Origin of the sequence: Nocardioides sp. SR21 (genome assembly GCF_022761125.1) — a bacterium.
GTDB lineage: Bacteria > Actinomycetota > Actinomycetes > Propionibacteriales > Nocardioidaceae > Nocardioides.
The window spans coordinates 137,602-154,146 of record NZ_JAKWJR010000008.1 but is presented as its reverse complement, the minus strand read 5'-3'; the positions used below and the strand labels follow the sequence as shown (position 1 = coordinate 154,146).

Here is a 16,545-nt window from a genome sequence, read left to right as displayed (position 1 = left end):
GGGCGTCTAGCCTCGGGATCGTGACCCAGGTCCTTGCCGGTCGGTACGTCGCCGTCGTCGGCCCGGCCGACGGCGCGCGGGCGTCCGACCTCGCCACCGCCGAGGCGGTCGGCACCGCGCTCGCCGCGGCCAGGGCGGTGCTGCTCACCGGCGGCCACCACGGCGTCATGCAGGCCGCCGCCCGCGGCGCGAGCCGGGCCGGCGGCGTCTCGATCGGCCTGATGCCCGGCGACGACCGGTCGACCGGCACCCCGGAGCACACCTACCTGCTGCCCACCGGCCTGGGCGAGCTGCGCAACGGGCTGGTCGTGCGGGCGGCGGACGCCGTGGTCGCGGTCGGCTGCAGCTGGGGCACGCTCAGCGAGATCGCCCTGGCCCGCCGCACCGGCGTACCCCTGGTGCTCGTCGACCCGTGGGACCTGCCCGAGGACGTCGGCCCGGTCGTCGCGGACGCCGAGACCGCGCTCGCCGCGATCCTGGATCTCCTGACCTGACAACCGATCGCCGACGAGCTGCGTATCCCACGTATGGACACCGACATCCGCGACGAGCTCGACCGGGCCTTCGACGACGGCCCGCCGATCGACGACCTCGACCTGATCCTCACCCGCGGCCGCGACGCCGTGCGGCGCCGCCGGCTCACCGAGGGCGCCGGCCTGCTGCTGGTCGTGGGCGCCGTCGCCGGCATCGCGTTCGCGACGTCCGGTCCGTCGGGGGGCGGCGGCTCGGTCGGCCCCGCCAGCGAGCCGACCACGTCGGTGACGCCGTCGTCGCCGCCGGTCGTGCCCGACGTGGCGCCCGACGTGACGGCGACCGGGCCGGCGTGGGAGGACGACACCCCGGTCCGCTACCACGACGGGGCACTCCAGATCCGGGAGGGCGTCGTCGTGCACCGCCACCTGGTCAACCCGTTCGACTACGACCGGCCGTCGCTGTCGGACGCGCTGGACCTGACCTACGAGGGTCAGCGGATGTGGGTGCTCGCCGAGTACCGCGACGGCGGCAGCGGCTACAGCGCGACCGCCCCGAGCAACGGGTGGGCGAGCTTCGCCGACTGGGTCGCGGCCCAGGTCGGCTCGGCCCAGCCAGGTGCCGACGGCTGGCCGGCGACGGTCCGGCTCGACGCCCGGGGCGAGGTCGTGGCGGCGCCCGGAGCTCGGATCCTGCAACGCACGGACGACCCGGACCTCGGCGCGAGCTTCGCGGAGGCCGGCACCCCCACGGGCGCCGCGGTCGTCACGGTCTCGGACGACGACAAGTCCTACTTCGTGGTGTGGCGCGTCATCGACGGCGAGCTGGACGTGATCACCACCCCGCCCCGGGACACCGTCGGCGCGACGTTCGACGAGCTGCTCACGTACGCCCGCGGGCAGTACTCCTCGGGCGAAGGCCTGCGATGAACCGCGAGTCTCGGGACCTCGCGTTCTCGGAGTTCGTCGGCGCTCGCCGTACCCACCTGCGACGGGTCGCCTACGCGATCTGCGGCGACTGGCACCGCGCCGACGACCTGGTGCAGACCGCGCTGGTGAAGCTGTACGTCGCCTGGCCGCGGATCCACCGCGACGGCCACGAGGAGGCCTACGTCCGCACGATCATCGTGCGCGCCAACATCGACGAGCACCGGCGGCCGTGGCGCCGCGAGCAGCTGGGGCTCCCGGATCGGGACCAGCAGGCCCCGGACCCGCTGCCCGTCGAGGAGCGCTCCGCGCTCTTCGAGGCGCTGCAGGCGCTGCCGACCATGCAGCGCAAGGTCGTGGTGCTGCGGCACTGGCTCGGGCTCTCGGTCGCGGAGACCGCCCAGGAGCTGCGGATCAGCCAGGGCACGGTGAAGAGCCACTCGTCGCGCGGACTGGAGAAGCTGCACGACGCGCTCTCCCTGGCCGAGTGACGACCGCTCAGACCGGATCGGTGAACGAGACCGGCTTGCCGGCCGCGCGGGCGTAGGCGATCTCCCTGGTCGTGGACTCGCCGACGTACCCGCCGGGGTTGACGACCAGGACCCGGTCGGCCAGGTCGATCCTGCGCAGGTGGAGGGCGCCGAGCGCGGCTCTCTCCTCGTCGGTGGCCGGCGCGAAGGCGCTGGGCGCGAGGACGACGACGCCGGCGAGGGTCAGCTCGCGGTTCGCCGCACTCATCTCGGCCGCGAACCGGATCGAGCCGCAGATGCAGACGACCTCGGGCCGCTCGGGGTTAGCCACGCCACGCATCCCCGCCGGAGAGGTCGGCGTGCTCCCGCACCCAGGAGTGCATCGCGATCGCGGCGGCAGCGGAGGCGTTGATGGAGCGCGTCGAGCCGAACTGCGCGATCGAGAACGTCCCGTCGCACGCCTCCCGGGCGCCCTCGGACAGGCCCGGACCCTCCTGTCCGAACAGGAAGCACACCTTCCTCGGCACGGTGGCCGTCTCGAGGTGCAGCGAACCGGGCAGGTTGTCGATGCCGAGCAGCACGACGTCCCGCTCGTGGAGGTACGCCGCGAGCTCCGCGACCGTCGGGTGGTGCCGGACGTGCTGGTAGCGGTCGGTCACCATCGCGCCGCGCCGGTTCCAGCGCCGGTTGCCGACGATGTGCACCTCCGCGGCGAGGAACGCGTTCGCCGAGCGCACGATCGTCCCGATGTTGAAGTCGTGCTGCCAGTTCTCGATCGCGACGTGGAAGTCGTGCCGGCGGGTGTCGAGGTCGGCGACGATCGCCTCGACCGTCCAGTACCGGTAGCGGTCGACCACGTTGCGCCGGTCGCCCTCGGCCAGCAGCACCGCGTCGTACTGCTCGCCCTCGGGCAGCGGGCCCTCCCAGGGGCCGACACCGACCTCGTCCCGCCCGTGCGGCATGGGGTCGTACGGCGCGCGTGCGTCCTCCACCCGGTCCCGTTCCTCGCCCACCCCCGAAACGGTAGGGGATGGCTCCCGACAGGCTGGGTACCGGCAGGTACCGTTAGGGCGTGATCGACGTCCTCGCGCAGCAGCCGCTGCTGTTGGGCATGGACTGGATGGATCCGGAGTGGCTCCTGGACCGGTTCGGCGCCGAGCTCTTCTGGATCAGCCTCGTCATCATCTTCATCGAGTGCGGGCTGTTCTTCCCGTTCCTCCCCGGCGACACCCTGCTGTTCGCCCTCGGCCTCTTCATCGCCGGCGAGCAGATCGACCTGTTCCCGGGGACGCCGCTCGCGGAGCTGGTGATCGCCTTCGTGCTGCTCACCGGCGCCGCCTTCCTCGGCAACGTCGTGGGCTACGAGATAGGCCGGGCCATCGGGCCGCCCCTGTACGAGCGCGAGGGCCGGTTCCTCAAGAAGAAGTACTTCGACCAGACCCACGCGTTCTTCGAGCTGCACGGCAGCAAGGCGCTGGTCATCGGCCGGTTCGTGCCGTTCGTGCGGACCTTCATCACTGTCGTGGCCGGCGTGACCCGCATGGATCGCCGGCGCTTCTTCGTCTGGAGCTTCATCGGCGCCGTGCTGTGGGTCGGCAGCATCCTGCTGCTGGGCTACTTCCTCGGCAACGTGCCCCGCGTCGGCCCGTTCCTGTCGGAGAACATCGACTACGCGATCCTGGTGATCCTGGCCTTCACGGTGGTCCCGATCGCGTGGGAGTGGCGACGCCACCGGCGTACGTCGAGCCACCTGGCCGACGACAACGACGGTGACGGCCTGCCGGATCGCGACATCATGGGCATGGACACCACCCAGCACGACTGAGTCGCGCCGGACTATCCCCGGGCGGCGTCCAGCTGCGCCTTGGTGAGCACCGGGCGCACCTCGAGGCCGACGTCGGCGAGCGGGTTCTCACCCTCGGGACTGCGGTCGATCGCGCAGACCACGACCTCGACGACGGCGCCGGCCTCGCGCAGCGCCCGCGTCGCGTCGCGTACGGCGCCGCCGGTCGTGATCACGTCCTCGATGAGGGTGACCCGGCGGCCGGCGACGTCCTGCCCCTCGGCCAGCTTGCAGGTGCCGTACTCCTTGGCCTTCTTGCGCACGAACAGCGCGGGCGTCCCGGTGAGGCTGCTGACCATGGTCGCGATCGGCACGCCGCCGAGCTCGAGGCCGCCGAGCAGCTCGGTGTCGTCGGGCAGCAGCCCGACCATCTCGCGGGCGACCCGCGCGAGGAGGCCGGGGTCGGCCTCGAAGAGGTACTTGTCGAAGTACTCCGTCGCCTGCTGACCGGAGCGGAGCGTGAACTCCCCGGTCAGTCGGCAGATCGCGTCGATGTCGGCAGCCAGCGTCTCGTCCACGGGGCTGAGGGTATCGGGGGCGCGGCCGCGGCCCCGCTCGACCGCCGTGCCGGGACGGCGAGGCTAGGGTCGACCTCATGTTGTCGCATCGGCTCGACGGGATCCCGCCGACGATCTTCACCACCATGTCCGCGCTCGCCGCGCGCACCCAGTCGGTGAACCTGGGCCAGGGCTTCCCGGACGTCGACGGCCCGCCGGAGGTGATCGCCCGAGCGGTGCACGCGCTCGAGAGCGGCGCCAACCAGTACGCACCCGGTCCGGGCATCCCGGCGCTGCGGCAGGCGGTCGCGGCGCACCAGCTGCGGCACTACGGCATCGAGCTCGACCCCGACTCGCAGGTGGTGGTCACCACCGGCTGCACCGAGGGCATCGCCGCCGCGCTGCTCGGGCTGGTGAACCCGGGCGACGAGGTCATCGTGCTCGAGCCCTACTACGACTCCTACGTCGCGATGATCCAGATGGCCGGCGGCGTCCGGCGCCCGATCACCCTGGAGGGCCCGGACTTCCGGCTCGACGGCGACGACCTGCGGGCGGCGGTCACGCCGAAGACCCGGTTCATCCTGCTCAACTCCCCCCACAACCCGACCGGCACGGTCCTCAACCGCGGCGAGCTCCAGGAGATCGCCGACGTGGCGATCCTGCACGACCTGGTCGTGATCACCGACGAGGTCTACGAGCACCTCGTGTACGACGAGAGCGAGCACGTCCCGATCGCGACCCTGCCCGGGATGTTCGAGCGGACGCTCACGCTGTCGAGCGCCGGGAAGTCGTACTCGTTCACGGGCTGGAAGGTCGGCTGGGCCACCGGCCCGGCCGAGCTGGTCGGCGCGGTGCTGGCCGCCAAGCAGTGGCTGACCTTCACGTCCGGCTCGCCGCTGCAGCCGGCGGTCGCGCACGCGCTCGACGAGGCACCGGACTTCCCGGCCGGGCTCGCCGCCGAGCTGCGCGCCAAGCGGGACCGGCTCTGCACCGGGCTGGCGCTGGTCGGCTTCGACGTCAAGGTCCCGGAGGGCACCTACTTCGCGACGACCGACATCTCGTCGCTCGGCTGGGCCAACAGCACCGAGTTCTGCCTGGCGCTGCCCGAGCGGGCCGGCGTGGTCGCGATCCCGACGGAGGGGTTCTACGACTCCGACGCCGGGAGGCACCTGGTGCGCTGGGCGTTCTGCAAGGACATGGACGTCATCGAGGAGGGCATCCGCCGCCTCGCGGCGGCCGACCTCACCGCCCTGTCCCGCACACCCTGACTAGCGCTGCTTGGCGAACCACGGCCGGACGTCCGGCCGGATCAGCAACGCCGCCACGGCGACGGAGCCGACCAGCGAGAACGCCAGCAGGAACGCGCCGAACACCAGCCCGGCGAGGCTGAGCGCGGCGGCGGTGCCGGCGCAGATCACCAGCATGATCCGCGCCCACTCGGCGCGGCGGAACGTGAAGACCGCCAGCACGATCGCGGAGATGCACCACAGCACCAGCGCCACCACCATCGCGAACGTCACCCCGAGCAGCAGGTTGTCGGTGACGCCCTGCGCGCTGAGCTCGGGGTTCTGCTCGCGGGCCCGGTCGATCAGCGGCTGCGGCTCGAGCGCGAGCGCGACCCCGGCGCCGACCATCCCGAGGATCGCGATGGACGAGAAGACCCAGGTCAGCACGCACGCCCACACCACGGCCCGAGGGCGCGTCGCCGGGACGGTGTACGGCGTGGGGTACGGCGCGGGGTACGGCGCGGCGTACGGCGCGGGCCGCGCCGGCTGACCGGCCGGCGGGGGACCCACCGGCGCCGGCGCCGCGCCGGCGGCCGGGGCCGGCTGCCGGGTGATCCCGTCGAACCAGTCGCGGGCCGGCTGCAGCCACAGCATCACCGCGGAGGCGGCGACCACCGACGACACGAAGCCGCCGGTGACCAGGCCGGTCAGGAACAGCGGCACCGCGATCACCGAGAGCGCCATCCGGGCGCTGCGGCTGCGCCGCAGCACCTGGTAGCCGAGGATCGCGGCGGCGGTCGCACAGCCGGCGGCGACCATCGCGACGGTGCGCAGCAGCGTGAGCACGGCGTCGGCGCTGATGCCGAGGTCGTTGCCCGGGGGCTCCGACAGGAACTTCTCGACCGACGCGCGGGTCTCCAGCGTGTGCAGACCGGCGACCTGGTCGAACACCATCGCGACGACGATGACGGAGCCGACCATGATCAACCACGCGGCCAGGGTCACCTGCCGCGGTCGCGCCGGGCTGGGCTCGCTCACGCGGCCCATTCCATCACGCGACCCCCAGCGACAGTCCGTCGCCGTCCGGTGTGACGTCGACGCTCACCCGGGTGCCGTCGACGACGTCACCGGCGATCAGCAGCCGCGCCAGCGGGTCGCCGATCGCACTCTGGACCAGCCGGCGCAGCGGACGGGCGCCGTACGCCGGGTCGTACCCGGTGTCGGCCAGCCAGGTGCGCGCGGCGTCGGTCACCGCGATCGTGATCCGGCGGACCGCCAGCCGCTTCTCCAGCAGCGCCAGCTGCAGGTCCACGATGTGGCTCAGCTCGTCCTTGCTCAGGGCGTCGAACTGCACGATCTCGTCGAGCCGGTTCAGGAACTCCGGCTTGAACGACGACCGCACGACGGCGAGCACCGCCTCGCGCTTCTTGTCCGGGTCGAGGGTCGGGTCGACCAGGTAGCTGGAGCCGAGGTTGCTGGTCAGGATCAGCAGCGTGTTGCGGAAGTCCACGGTGCGGCCCTGGCCGTCGGTCAGCCGGCCGTCGTCGAGGACCTGCAGCAGGATGTCGAAGACCTCCGGGTGCGCCTTCTCGACCTCGTCGAGCAGGACGACGGAGTAGGGGCGCCGGCGTACGGCCTCGGTGAGCTGGCCGCCCTCGTCGTACCCGACGTAGCCCGGAGGGGCACCGACCAGGCGGGCCACCGAGTGCTTCTCGGAGTACTCGCTCATGTCGATGCGCACGATCGCGCGCTCGTCGTCGAACAGGAAGTCCGCGAGCGCCCGGGCCAGCTCGGTCTTGCCGGTGCCGGTCGGGCCGAGGAACAGGAACGAGCCGGTCGGCCGGTTGGGGTCGCTGATGCCGGCCCGCGAGCGGCGTACGGCGTCACTGACGGCGGCCACCGCGGCGCGCTGGCCGACCAGGCGCTCGCCGATGACGTCCTCCATCCGGAGCAGCTTCGCGGTCTCGCCCTCGAGCATCCGCCCGGTGGGGATCCCGGTCCACGCCTCGACGACGTCGGCGATCTGCTCGGCGCCGACCTGCTCCCCGACCAGCGGCTCCAGGGTCGAGGTGTCCTCGGCGGCGACCGAGGCGGTCAGCGACTTCTCGAGCTGCGGGATCTGGACGTAGAGGATCTCGGAGGCGCGGCGGAGGTTCTCCTCGCCGCCCTCGCGCATCAGCTTCTCGGCCTGGACCCGGACGGCGTCGAGGCGGCGGCGCAGCTCGCCCTCGCCCTCCAGGGAGGACTTCTCCTTCTCCCAGCGGGCCTCCAGAGCGCGCAGCTCCTCCTGCCGGTCGGCGAGCTCGCCGCGGAGGGTCTCGAGCCGCTCCTTGGAGGCCTCCCCGGCGTCCTTCTCGAGCGCGAACTCCTCCATCTTGAGCCGCTCCACGAGCCGCCGGAGCTTGTCGATCTCCTCCGGGGAGGACTCGATCTCCATCCGCAGCCGGGACGCCGCCTCGTCGATCAGGTCGATCGCCTTGTCGGGCAGCTGGCGGCCGCTGATGTAGCGGTCGGACAGGGTGGCCGCGGCGACCAGCGCGGCGTCGGTGATGCGGACGCCGTGGTGCGCTTCGTACTTCTCCTGGATGCCGCGCAGGATCTGCACGGTGTCCTCGACGGAGGGCTCGCCCACGAAGATCGTCTGGAAGCGGCGCTCCAGCGCGGGGTCCTTCTCGATCCGCTGGCGGTACTCGTCGAGCGTGGTCGCCCCCACGAGGTGCAGCTCGCCGCGCGCGAGCATCGGCTTGAGCATGTTGCCCGCGTCCATCGCGGAGTCGCTGCCCGCACCCGCGCCGACGACCGTGTGCAGCTCGTCGATGAACGTGATGACCTGCCCGCCGGCGTCCTTGATCTCCTCGAGCACGGCCTTGAGCCGCTCCTCGAACTCGCCGCGGAACTTCGCCCCTGCGACCATCGCCGCGAGGTCGAGGCTGAGCACGCGCCGGCCCTTGAGCGAGTCGGGCACGTCGCCGGCGACCACGCGCTGCGCGAGCCCCTCGACGACGGCGGTCTTGCCGACGCCCGGCTCGCCGATCAGGACCGGGTTGTTCTTGGTACGCCGCGACAGCACCTGCACCACGCGCCGGATCTCCGTGTCGCGTCCGATGACCGGGTCGAGCCGGCCCTCCTCGGCGGCCTGGGTGAGGTCGACGGAGTACTTCTCCAGTGCCTTGTACGTCGACTCCGCGTCCTGGCTCGTGACGCGCCGGTTGCCGCGCACGGCCGTGAGGCTCTCGCGCAGCCCGGCCTCGGTGAGGCCCGCCTCGGTGAGGACCCGCTGGGCGCTGCTCTCGACGGTCGCCAGCGCGATCAGCAGGTGCTCGGCGGCGACGTACTCGTCCTGCATGCTCGCGGCGAGGTCGAGCGCGCTGGCGAGCACGCGGGTCAGCGCGGCCGAGCCGGACGGCTGCTGGACGGTCGCCCCGGTGGCGGTCGGCAGCGCGTGCAGCGCGGTCTCGGCGCGCGGCAGCAGGGTGCCCACGTCGACCCCGGCCTTGGCGACCAGGTTGCCGGCGGTGCCGTCGTCCTGGCGCAGCAGCGCGACCAGCAGGTGGATGGGCTCGGTGTGGGTGTTGCCGGCGGTGGTGGCGGAGACCTGGGCGGACTCGATCGCCTGCCGGCTGCGGGTCGTGAACTTGTCGGCCCCGAACTGACTCATGTCGTCTCTCCTGTCAGTGGATCAGCGACCGCGCCGCCAGACCACGACCGACTGGCCGGGCTCTGGCTCGCGCAGCACTGGAAGCTTGTTGGGTGCGGCGACGCTCTCGCGGGACCGCAGGGTCCGGCGCAGGGCGTCGCGGGTCGCCTCGAGCTCGGCGGCGAGCTCCTGGTTGCGCTGCACCAGTGCGGCGATGCGGTTCTGCAGCTCCAGGATCTGGCGGACCCCCTCGATGCCGATGCCCGAGGACGTCAGCTCGGAGATCTCGCGGAGCAGCTCGATGTCGCGGAAGGAGTAGCGGCGACCACCGCCGCCGGTGCGGTTGGGGCTGATCAGCCCCATCCGCTCGTAGGTGCGCAGGGTCTGCGGGTGCAGGCCGCTCAGCTCGGCCGCGACGCTGATGACGAACAGGGCGGCATCAGGATCGGGTTGCGGCGGAGGTGTTGTTCTCATCGCGCGGGGTCCCTGCGACGTTGTTCGGCGGAGGAGCGAAGCGGGGGAGACGAAGAACGTCGTGGGGTGCACTGCACGGCAGCGTCGGGGCTGGGAGGCTCGAACGGCGGTCGCGGGCCGGGCACGTCATGCCTCCTCGAAGAGCTTCGAGCGCAGCGGCTTCGCGGACGTCGCCGACTTGTAGGCCTCGACCGCGGCGCGTGCCTTCGCGTCGAGCACCGCCGGCACCTGCACCTCGAGGGTGGCGAGCAGGTCGCCCTTCGTGCCGTCGGCTTTGGTGGCGCCCTTGCCGCGCACCCGGAAGGTGCGGCCGTTCGGCGTGCCGGCCGGGACCTTGAGGGTCACCGGCGCGCCGCCGAGGGTCGGCACCTTGATGTCCGCGCCGAGGGCGAGCTCGTCGAAGGAGACGGGGACGTCGATGGTGAGGTTGTCGCCCTTGCGACCGAACAGCCGGTGCGGCGAGACCTTGACCGTGACGAACAGGTCGCCGGCGGGTCCGCCGTTCTCGCCGGCCGCGCCCTTGCCGCGCAGCCGGATCTTCTGGCCGTCCTTCACACCCGCGGGGATGCGGGCCTGGATGGTGCGCGCCGAGAGGCCGCGGCCGTTGCCGTGGCAGGTCGGGCAGGGCTCGTCGTAGACGAGCTGGCGACCACCGCAGCCGGGGCAGGTCTCGTTGATCGCGAACGCGCCGCCGGCCGAGCCGGTCACGAAGCCGGCCCCCTCGCACTGCGGGCAGACCTTGGGCTTGGTGCCGGGCTTGCCACCGGTGCCCTTGCAGTCGGCGCAGGCCGAGTCGGCGGTCAGCCGCAGCGAGATCGTGACGCCCTCGATGGCGTCGTTGAACCCGATGGTCGCGGTCGTCTCGACGTCGCTGCCCTTCTGCGACCGGCGCTGCTGCTGCTGCCGGCCGCCGCGGAACAGGTCGCCGAAGAGGTCGCCGAAGCCACCGCCCCGGCTGGCCTGGTCGCGCAGCAGGTCGTTGAGGTCGAAGCCGACGTTGCCGCCGCCGCCGGCGGTGCCGGTGTTGGTGTAGCCACCGGGGAACCCGCCGCGGAAGCCACCACCGGCGTACAGCTTGCGCATCTCGTCGTACTTGGCGCGCTTGTCGGCGTCACCGAGGACGTCGTACGCCTCGGCGACCGACTTGAACTTGTCGTGCTTGGCGGCGTCGCCGGGGTTGGAGTCGGGGTGGTTCGCCCGCGCCAGCCGGCGGTAGGCCTTCTTGATCTCCTCGGCCGAGGCGTCCTTCTTGACCCCCAGCTGGTTGTAGAAGTCCTTGTTGGCCCAGTCGGCCCGGAACCCCTCCGTGCTGCTGCTCACGCGCGCACCCCCTTCCTCGTTCGTCGGTTGAGCTGGTCGATCGCTACTCGGTCGGACCCGACGGCGGGTCGACCACCAGCACCTGTGCGGCGCGGACCACGCGCTCGCCGATCCGGTAGCCGGCCTTGGCGATCACCTTGCAGGTGGTCACCTGGACCTCGGGGTCCTCGCCGATGTGGGACAGGGCCTCGTGGACGGTCGGGTCGAACGCGTCGCCGGGCATGCCGAACTTGGCCAGGCCCAGGGCGGCGACGGTGCGCTCGAGCTGGTCGGCGACCGCGGCGAACCCGGGGTCCATGTCGTTGTGCTCGCGAGCCCGGTCGATCGTGTCGAGGACCTCGGTGATCGGGGCGAGCGCGGCGTACGTCGCGTTCTCCTTGATCAGCTCGCGGTCCCGCTCGACGCGGCGCTTGTAGTTCATGAACTCGGCCTGCAGTCGCTGCAGGTCACCGGTCCGCTCGGCGAGCTCCATCTTGGTGACGGTCAGCTCGTCGTCGGCCGGCGTGGTCTCCTCGACCTCGGTCTCGTTCGCCATCTCGGCGGCCTGCTCACCGAAGGACCCCGGGGCGGGGTGAGGAGCAGGGGTCTCCTGCTCCTCACCCGCACCGGTGCCGTGCTCGAACGAGTTCGAGTCGGTCACTTGTCGTCCTCGGCGGGACCCTCGTCGACGATCTCGGCGTCGACGACGTCGTCGTCGGCCTCGCCCGTCGAGCCGTCCGAGCCGCCGGCAGCGGCGGCGTCGGCCTCGGCCGCGGCGTACATGGCCGCGCCCATCTTCTGGCTGGACTCACCGAGCTTGGAGACGCCGGCCTGCAGGTCCTCGGCCGAGGCGTCCTCCTTCTCGAGGATGACCTTGAGCGCGTCGACGTCGGTGCGGACCTCGGTCTTCACGTCCTCGGGCAGCTTCTCGTCGTTCTCGTCGAGGAACTTCTCGGTCGTGTAGACGAGCTGCTCGGCCTGGTTGCGGACCTCGACGGCCTCGCGACGCTTGGCGTCCTCCTCGGCGTACTGCTCGGCCTCGCGGACCATCCGGTCGATGTCGTCCTTCGACAGCGCGGAGCCGCCGGAGATCGTCATCGACTGCTCCTTGCCGGAGGCCTGGTCCTTGGCGGTCACGTGCACGATGCCGTTGGCGTCGATGTCGAAGGTGACCTCGATCTTCGGGATCCCCCGCGGCGCCGGCGGCAGGCCGGTGAGCTCGAAGTTGCCGAGCGGCTGGTTCTGGCCCCACATCTGGCGCTCGCCCTGGGCGACCTTGATCTCGACCGACGGCTGGTTGTCGTCGGCGGTCGTGAAGATCTCGGAGCGCTTGGTCGGGATCGTGGTGTTGCGCTCGATCAGCGTGGTCATCACGCCGCCCTTGGTCTCGATGCCGAGGGACAGCGGGGTGACGTCGAGGAGCAGGACGTCCTTGACCTCGCCCTTGAGGACACCGGCCTGGAGCGCGGCGCCGACGGCGACGACCTCGTCCGGGTTCACGCCCTTGTTGGGCTCCTTGCCGCCGAGCAGCTCCTTGACGACCTCGGTGACGGCCGGCATCCGGGTGGAGCCGCCGACGAGCACGACGTGGTCGATGTTGGCGACGGCGACGCCGCCGTCCTTGAGGACCTGCTGGAACGGCTTCTTGGTCCGGTCGAGGAGGTCCGCGGTGAGCTTCTGGAACTCGCTGCGGGTCAGCTTCTCCTCGAAGTGCAGCGGGCCGGACTCGCCGTGGGTGATGTACGGCAGGTGGATCGTGGTCTCGGCGGACGAGGACAGCTCGATCTTCGCCTTCTCCGCGGCCTCCTGGAGGCGCTGCTTGGCGATCTTGTCGGCGCCGAGGTCGACACCGTTGTTGTCCTTGAACTTCTTGACCATCCACTCGACGACGCGGGCGTCCCAGTCGTCACCACCGAGGTGGTTGTCGCCGGAGGTCGCCTTGACCTCGACGACGCCCTCGCCGATCTCGAGGAGGGACACGTCGAACGTGCCGCCACCGAGGTCGAAGACGAGGATCGTCTGGTCGTCGCCCTTGTCGAGGCCGTAGGCCAGCGCGGCAGCGGTCGGCTCGTTGACGATGCGGCTCACGTTGAGGCCGGCGATCTCGCCCGCCTCCTTGGTGGCCTGGCGCTGCGCGTCGGAGAAGTACGCCGGGACCGTGATCACCGCGTCGGTGACCGGCTCGCCGAGGTAGGCCTCCGCGTCGCGCTTCAGCTTCTGCAGCACGAACGCGCTGATCTGCTGCGGGGTGAAGTCCTTGTCGTCGATCTTCTGCTTCCAGTCCGTGCCCATGTGGCGCTTCACGGACCGGATCGTCCGGTCGACGTTCGTGACGGCCTGTCGCTTGGCGACCTCGCCGACGAGGACCTCGCCGGACTTGGCGAAGGCCACCACCGACGGGGTCGTGCGAGCGCCCTCGGCGTTCGCGATGACGGTGGGCTCGCCGCCCTCCAGGACGGCGACGACGCTGTTCGTCGTGCCGAGGTCGATGCCGACCGCTCGTGCCATGTCTGTGTACCTCCGGTGAGTCTGGGTTGTTGCTGCGGCCCATCCTGCGCCGCCCGCTGCGAGTCTGACAAATTACTTGAGTCGAATCAACTCAACTTTGCTCACTCGATCCAACGCACGACCGCGCGACGGTTGTTCCCGGATCAGCCGACGAACTTCCTGATCAGCGAGACCCGGCTCAGCCCCGGCACCTCGGCCAGCGGGATCCAGCGCGCCTCACTGGTCGAGCCCCCCACCTCGTGGGTCAGCTCGCCACCGGTCACCCGCGCCGCGTAGACGACCTGGACGTGCTTCTGCGGACGGTCGCCGACCGGCACGAACCGCTTCTCCGGTGGCACGACGGAGGTGTGCACACCCAGCAGCCCGGTGAGCTCGACGTCGTACCCGGTCTCCTCGCGGACCTCCCGGATCACGCCCTCCTCCGGCGACTCGTCCAGCTCCACGCCGCCGCCGGGCAGCGCCCACATCAGGATCGAGATCTCGGGCTCGTCCCACAGCGCCAGCAGGACCTGGTCGTCGCGGACGACGACGGCGTACGCGCCGAGCCGGGTGTCGTAGTCGGTGAATTCCATCGGGTTGAGCTCCATGGGGGAATGATCCACGGCCGGTGGGAACTGAGAGAGGTATGACCGTTCCCACGATCACCCTGAACGACCAGACCACGATCCCCCAGCTCGGCTTCGGCGTCTTCCAGGTGCCGCCGGACCAGACGCAGGCGACGGTGGAGAGCGCGTTCGGCGTCGGCTACCGCCACATCGACACCGCGCAGATGTACCAGAACGAGGCCGGCGTCGGCGCCGCCATCGCGGCGTCCGGGCTGCCCCGCGACGAGCTCTACGTCACCAGCAAGCTGAACAACGCGTTCCACCGGCCCGACGACGCGCGCCGTACGTTCGACGAGACGCTGACGAAGCTCGGCCTCGACCGGATCGACCTGTTCCTCATCCACTGGCCGCTGCCCACGCGGTACGACGGCGACTTCGTCTCGACGTGGAGGACGCTGGCCGAGTTCGTGGCGGACGGCCGGGCCACGTCCGTCGGCGTCTCGAACTTCCAGCCGGCGCACCTCGACCGGATCGTCGAGGAGACCGGCGTCGTGCCGGTGGTGAACCAGATCGAGGTGCACCCGTACTTCGGCAACGAGGAGGCCCGGGCCGCGTCGCACCGCCACGGCGTCGTCGTGGAGGCGTGGTCCCCGATCGCCCAGGGCGCCGTCCTCGACGACGAGGTCGTCGGCAAGGTCGCCGCGGCCCACGGCAGGACCCCGTCGCAGGTGACCCTGCGCTGGCACGTCGAGCGCGGCGACATCGTGTTCCCGAAGTCCATGCACGAGGCGCGGATGCGCGAGAACTTCGAGATCTTCGACTTCGCGCTCACCGAGGACGAGGTCGCGGCGATCACCGCCCTCGACCGCGGCGAGGACGGCCGTCGCGGCCCGAACCCGGACGCGTTCGACTGGATCCCCGACTGAGGGTCTCGATACGCACGCTGGCGCTCGCTGCTCGACCACCACGACCTCCGGTGGTCGAGCAGTCATCACGAGGAACGAGGGACGGCGTATCGAGGCTCAGATGTCGAGCGAGCGCCCCCACTTGTCGAGGAGTGCGGCCAGCTGGTCGCGCTCCTCGACGGCGAGGCCGCCGACCAGCTCGTGCACCCGGGAGAGCGACGCGGCCCACACCATGTCGATCAGCTCCTTGCCGGCGGGGGTCAGCGTGACCACCCGGCTGCGGCCGTCACCTGGTCCAGACCGGCGGGTCACCCAGCCCTGCTCGACGCAGCGGTCGACCCGCTTGGTGACCGCGCCGCTGGAGACCAGGGTCCAGTCGGCGATCGCCGTCGGAGACATCTCGTACGGCGCTCCCGAGCGCAGCAGCGCGACCAGGACGTCGAACTCACCGGCACCCAGTCCGTAGCGCGCGTAGAGCGCGACACGCTGCTCCGTCAGCCAGTCCGCGATGCTGTGGATGCGGCCGATGATGCCGATCGGCGAGACGTCCGTCTCCGGGCGCAGCCCCTCCCACTGAGCGATGACTCGGCCGACGAGGTCCGGCTCAGCGTTCACGACGGGGAATATATCTTGCACGGAAGGTAATCTACTTTCCGCGGAAAGCATCCGGATGAGGAATGCCTAAGAATTCCGGACCAATCTGGTCGGGAAGCGGCGCTCAGTCGCCGCGGACGACGGTGACCGGGCAGGCCGCGTGCTTCACGCAGTGGTCGGTGACCGAACCGCGGGAGCCGACCACGATCAGGTCGGACGGCCCGGCCTCGCGGACCAGCTCCTCGGCGACCGAGCCGTGGTGGGCGACGTACTCGACCTCGACGCTCGACCCGGCGACCACCGGGGCGATGTCCGACCGGAGATCCTCGACGACGGCCGCCTCGAAGTCCTCGATCGGCGGGACGTAGCCGCCGGTCATCGACGCGGGCCGCGGGGCGGTGGACATCGACCACCCGCGCAGCACCCGCACGCGCGCGCCGGTCTCGCCGGCGTACTGCAGGGCCCAGACGAGGGCGGAGCGTGCGGACGGCGAACCATCGTGGCCGACGAGGACGGTGCGGCTGGCGGTCATGGCCGCAGCCTAGCCATCCGGCGGTCAGCCGACGGTGACTCGGACCTCGTTCGACTCCAGGCCGGAGTCGGTGTCGACGACGCGGAACTTGTTCACGCCCAGCACGCCGGTCTGGACGTAGGTCTGGAACATCTCGTCGCTGACCGAGAACGTGACGCCGAAGTCCTGCCACGAGCCGCCGGCGTAGCGCTCCACGCGGAGGATCGCGCCCTCGCCGCCGGCGTAGACGCCGGTGAGGTCCAGCCGGTCCATCGAGCCGACCGAGGTGGAGCCCGCCGACAGCGTGATCTGCGTGCGCGGCGACTCGCTGCGGGTCGGCCTCTGGGTGGGCGAGGAGGAGGCCGTGGAGTCACCCGGCGCGAGCGTGATCTGCGGCGAGGTCTCCTTCGGCGTCCGCTCCGGGCGCGGGACGTACAGCGAGCGCTCGGACGTGGCACCGCTGGAGTCGCCGTCGTCGCCGATGCCGACGACCTTGGCGCCGGCGACCGCCACGCCGCCGAGGATCAGACCGACGGCGAGCGTGACGCCCACGAGGGCCCCGACGCCCGCGAGGATCGGGTGACCGTCGTCAGGGGGCTCCGGCAGCTGCTCGGACACGGTGTGGTCACTCCCCGGGAT

Annotated in this window: 19 protein-coding genes; 6 read left to right on the top strand and 13 right to left on the bottom strand. The window is 71.4% G+C overall.

Annotated features, from left to right (window positions below; all coding sequences use genetic code 11):
* Window positions 1-20: 20 nt before the first annotated feature.
* Genes MJ604_RS16680 through MJ604_RS16670 form a run of 3 tightly spaced genes read left to right on the top strand, consistent with a single transcriptional unit; the run spans window position 21 to window position 1,888 of the window.
* The gene (locus tag MJ604_RS16680; protein WP_243059629.1) at window positions 21-494 is read left to right on the top strand and encodes a TIGR00725 family protein; all 474 of its coding nucleotides are present in this window, start codon (window positions 21-23) and stop codon (window positions 492-494) included.
* Window positions 495-527: 33 nt separating this feature from the next.
* Window positions 528-1,400, top strand: coding sequence for a hypothetical protein (locus MJ604_RS16675; RefSeq protein ID WP_243059628.1), 873 nt, complete (start codon window positions 528-530; stop codon window positions 1,398-1,400).
* Window positions 1,397-1,888, top strand: coding sequence for a SigE family RNA polymerase sigma factor (locus tag MJ604_RS16670; protein WP_243059627.1), 492 nt, complete (start codon window positions 1,397-1,399; stop codon window positions 1,886-1,888). Before MJ604_RS16675 ends, MJ604_RS16670 begins: the two co-directional genes overlap by 4 nt.
* A 7-nt stretch (window positions 1,889-1,895) precedes the next feature.
* Here the strand turns inward: MJ604_RS16670 and MJ604_RS16665 are convergent, their stop codons facing one another.
* Complete coding sequence (locus tag MJ604_RS16665; protein ID WP_243059626.1) at window positions 1,896-2,198, bottom strand: hypothetical protein; 303 nt, start codon at window positions 2,196-2,198, stop codon at window positions 1,896-1,898.
* Entirely contained in the window at window positions 2,191-2,829 is a 639-nt protein-coding gene (locus MJ604_RS16660) for a TrmH family RNA methyltransferase (RefSeq protein WP_243059710.1), read from the bottom strand. Before MJ604_RS16660 ends, MJ604_RS16665 begins: the two co-directional genes overlap by 8 nt.
* 110 nt (window positions 2,830-2,939) lie before the next feature.
* On the opposite strand from MJ604_RS16660, the gene MJ604_RS16655 reads away from it, so the two are divergent.
* Window positions 2,940-3,692, top strand: a complete 753-nt coding sequence (locus MJ604_RS16655) for a DedA family protein (RefSeq protein WP_243059625.1) — start codon at window positions 2,940-2,942, stop codon at window positions 3,690-3,692.
* Between the two features lie 11 nt (window positions 3,693-3,703).
* Here MJ604_RS16655 and pyrE read toward each other — a convergent pair whose 3' ends face one another.
* The gene (gene pyrE, locus MJ604_RS16650; RefSeq protein WP_243059624.1) at window positions 3,704-4,228 is read right to left on the bottom strand and encodes an orotate phosphoribosyltransferase; all 525 of its coding nucleotides are present in this window, start codon (window positions 4,226-4,228) and stop codon (window positions 3,704-3,706) included.
* Between the two features lie 77 nt (window positions 4,229-4,305).
* On the opposite strand from pyrE, the gene MJ604_RS16645 reads away from it, so the two are divergent.
* The gene (locus tag MJ604_RS16645) at window positions 4,306-5,475 is read left to right on the top strand and encodes a pyridoxal phosphate-dependent aminotransferase (RefSeq protein ID WP_243059623.1); all 1,170 of its coding nucleotides are present in this window, start codon (window positions 4,306-4,308) and stop codon (window positions 5,473-5,475) included.
* On the opposite strand, the gene MJ604_RS16640 is transcribed toward MJ604_RS16645, so the two are convergent.
* The 7 genes from MJ604_RS16640 to MJ604_RS16610 all read right to left on the bottom strand — a co-directional run bounded on the left by MJ604_RS16640 (window position 5,476) and on the right by MJ604_RS16610 (window position 13,938).
* Window positions 5,476-6,471 carry a hypothetical protein gene (locus MJ604_RS16640; protein WP_243059622.1) on the bottom strand — a complete coding sequence of 332 codons (996 nt, stop codon included), beginning with the start codon at window positions 6,469-6,471 and terminating at the stop codon, window positions 5,476-5,478.
* A gap of 13 nt (window positions 6,472-6,484) precedes the next feature.
* Entirely contained in the window at window positions 6,485-9,091 is a 2,607-nt protein-coding gene (clpB, locus tag MJ604_RS16635) for an ATP-dependent chaperone ClpB (RefSeq protein ID WP_243059621.1), read from the bottom strand.
* Window positions 9,092-9,112: 21 nt separating this feature from the next.
* On the bottom strand, window positions 9,113-9,544 hold the full coding sequence (locus MJ604_RS16630) for a heat shock protein transcriptional repressor HspR (RefSeq protein ID WP_243059620.1): 432 nt from the start codon (window positions 9,542-9,544) through the stop codon (window positions 9,113-9,115).
* A gap of 126 nt (window positions 9,545-9,670) precedes the next feature.
* On the bottom strand, window positions 9,671-10,864 hold the full coding sequence (gene dnaJ / locus MJ604_RS16625) for a molecular chaperone DnaJ (protein WP_243059619.1): 1,194 nt from the start codon (window positions 10,862-10,864) through the stop codon (window positions 9,671-9,673).
* A gap of 43 nt (window positions 10,865-10,907) precedes the next feature.
* Complete coding sequence (grpE, locus tag MJ604_RS16620; protein ID WP_243059618.1) at window positions 10,908-11,504, bottom strand: nucleotide exchange factor GrpE; 597 nt, start codon at window positions 11,502-11,504, stop codon at window positions 10,908-10,910.
* Entirely contained in the window at window positions 11,501-13,351 is a 1,851-nt protein-coding gene (gene dnaK, locus MJ604_RS16615; protein ID WP_243059617.1) for a molecular chaperone DnaK, read from the bottom strand. The genes grpE and dnaK overlap by 4 nt, the downstream gene beginning before the upstream one ends.
* 143 nt (window positions 13,352-13,494) lie before the next feature.
* Window positions 13,495-13,938 (bottom strand): NUDIX hydrolase, encoded by a 444-nt coding sequence (locus MJ604_RS16610; RefSeq protein ID WP_243059616.1) that lies wholly within the window; start codon window positions 13,936-13,938, stop codon window positions 13,495-13,497.
* 38 nt (window positions 13,939-13,976) lie between these two features.
* On the opposite strand from MJ604_RS16610, the gene MJ604_RS16605 reads away from it, so the two are divergent.
* Entirely contained in the window at window positions 13,977-14,822 is an 846-nt protein-coding gene (locus MJ604_RS16605; RefSeq protein ID WP_243059615.1) for an aldo/keto reductase, read from the top strand.
* 96 nt (window positions 14,823-14,918) lie between these two features.
* Here MJ604_RS16605 and MJ604_RS16600 read toward each other — a convergent pair whose 3' ends face one another.
* The 3 genes from MJ604_RS16600 to MJ604_RS16590 all read right to left on the bottom strand — a co-directional run bounded on the left by MJ604_RS16600 (window position 14,919) and on the right by MJ604_RS16590 (window position 16,524).
* Window positions 14,919-15,416, bottom strand: coding sequence for a MarR family winged helix-turn-helix transcriptional regulator (locus MJ604_RS16600; RefSeq protein WP_243059614.1), 498 nt, complete (start codon window positions 15,414-15,416; stop codon window positions 14,919-14,921).
* Window positions 15,417-15,519: 103 nt separating this feature from the next.
* A complete protein-coding gene (locus MJ604_RS16595; protein ID WP_243059613.1) occupies window positions 15,520-15,927 on the bottom strand; it encodes a universal stress protein in 408 nt (135 codons plus the stop codon).
* A 24-nt stretch (window positions 15,928-15,951) separates the two neighbouring features.
* Window positions 15,952-16,524: a hypothetical protein gene (locus tag MJ604_RS16590; RefSeq protein WP_243059612.1), complete on the bottom strand. Its 573-nt coding sequence runs from the start codon at window positions 16,522-16,524 to the stop codon at window positions 15,952-15,954.
* Window positions 16,525-16,545 lie beyond the last annotated feature (21 nt).

Bases quoted from the DNA above. Each gene is read 5' to 3' on its own strand.
- MJ604_RS16670 (WP_243059627.1), top strand. From the start codon at position 1,397: ATGAACCGCGAGTCTCGGGACCTCGCGTTCTCGGAGTTCGTCGGCGCT.
- MJ604_RS16645 (WP_243059623.1), top strand. From the start codon at position 4,306: ATGTTGTCGCATCGGCTCGACGGGATCCCGCCGACGATCTTCACCACC.
- MJ604_RS16660 (WP_243059710.1), bottom strand. From the start codon at position 2,829: ATGCCGCACGGGCGGGACGAGGTCGGTGTCGGCCCCTGGGAGGGCCCG.
- MJ604_RS16675 (WP_243059628.1), top strand. From the start codon at position 528: ATGGACACCGACATCCGCGACGAGCTCGACCGGGCCTTCGACGACGGC.
- MJ604_RS16630 (WP_243059620.1), bottom strand. From the start codon at position 9,544: ATGAGAACAACACCTCCGCCGCAACCCGATCCTGATGCCGCCCTGTTC.
- MJ604_RS16610 (WP_243059616.1), bottom strand. From the start codon at position 13,938: ATGGAGCTCAACCCGATGGAATTCACCGACTACGACACCCGGCTCGGC.
- clpB (WP_243059621.1), bottom strand. From the start codon at position 9,091: ATGAGTCAGTTCGGGGCCGACAAGTTCACGACCCGCAGCCGGCAGGCG.
- MJ604_RS16605 (WP_243059615.1), top strand. From the start codon at position 13,977: ATGACCGTTCCCACGATCACCCTGAACGACCAGACCACGATCCCCCAG.
- MJ604_RS16595 (WP_243059613.1), bottom strand. From the start codon at position 15,927: ATGACCGCCAGCCGCACCGTCCTCGTCGGCCACGATGGTTCGCCGTCC.
- dnaK (WP_243059617.1), bottom strand. From the start codon at position 13,351: ATGGCACGAGCGGTCGGCATCGACCTCGGCACGACGAACAGCGTCGTC.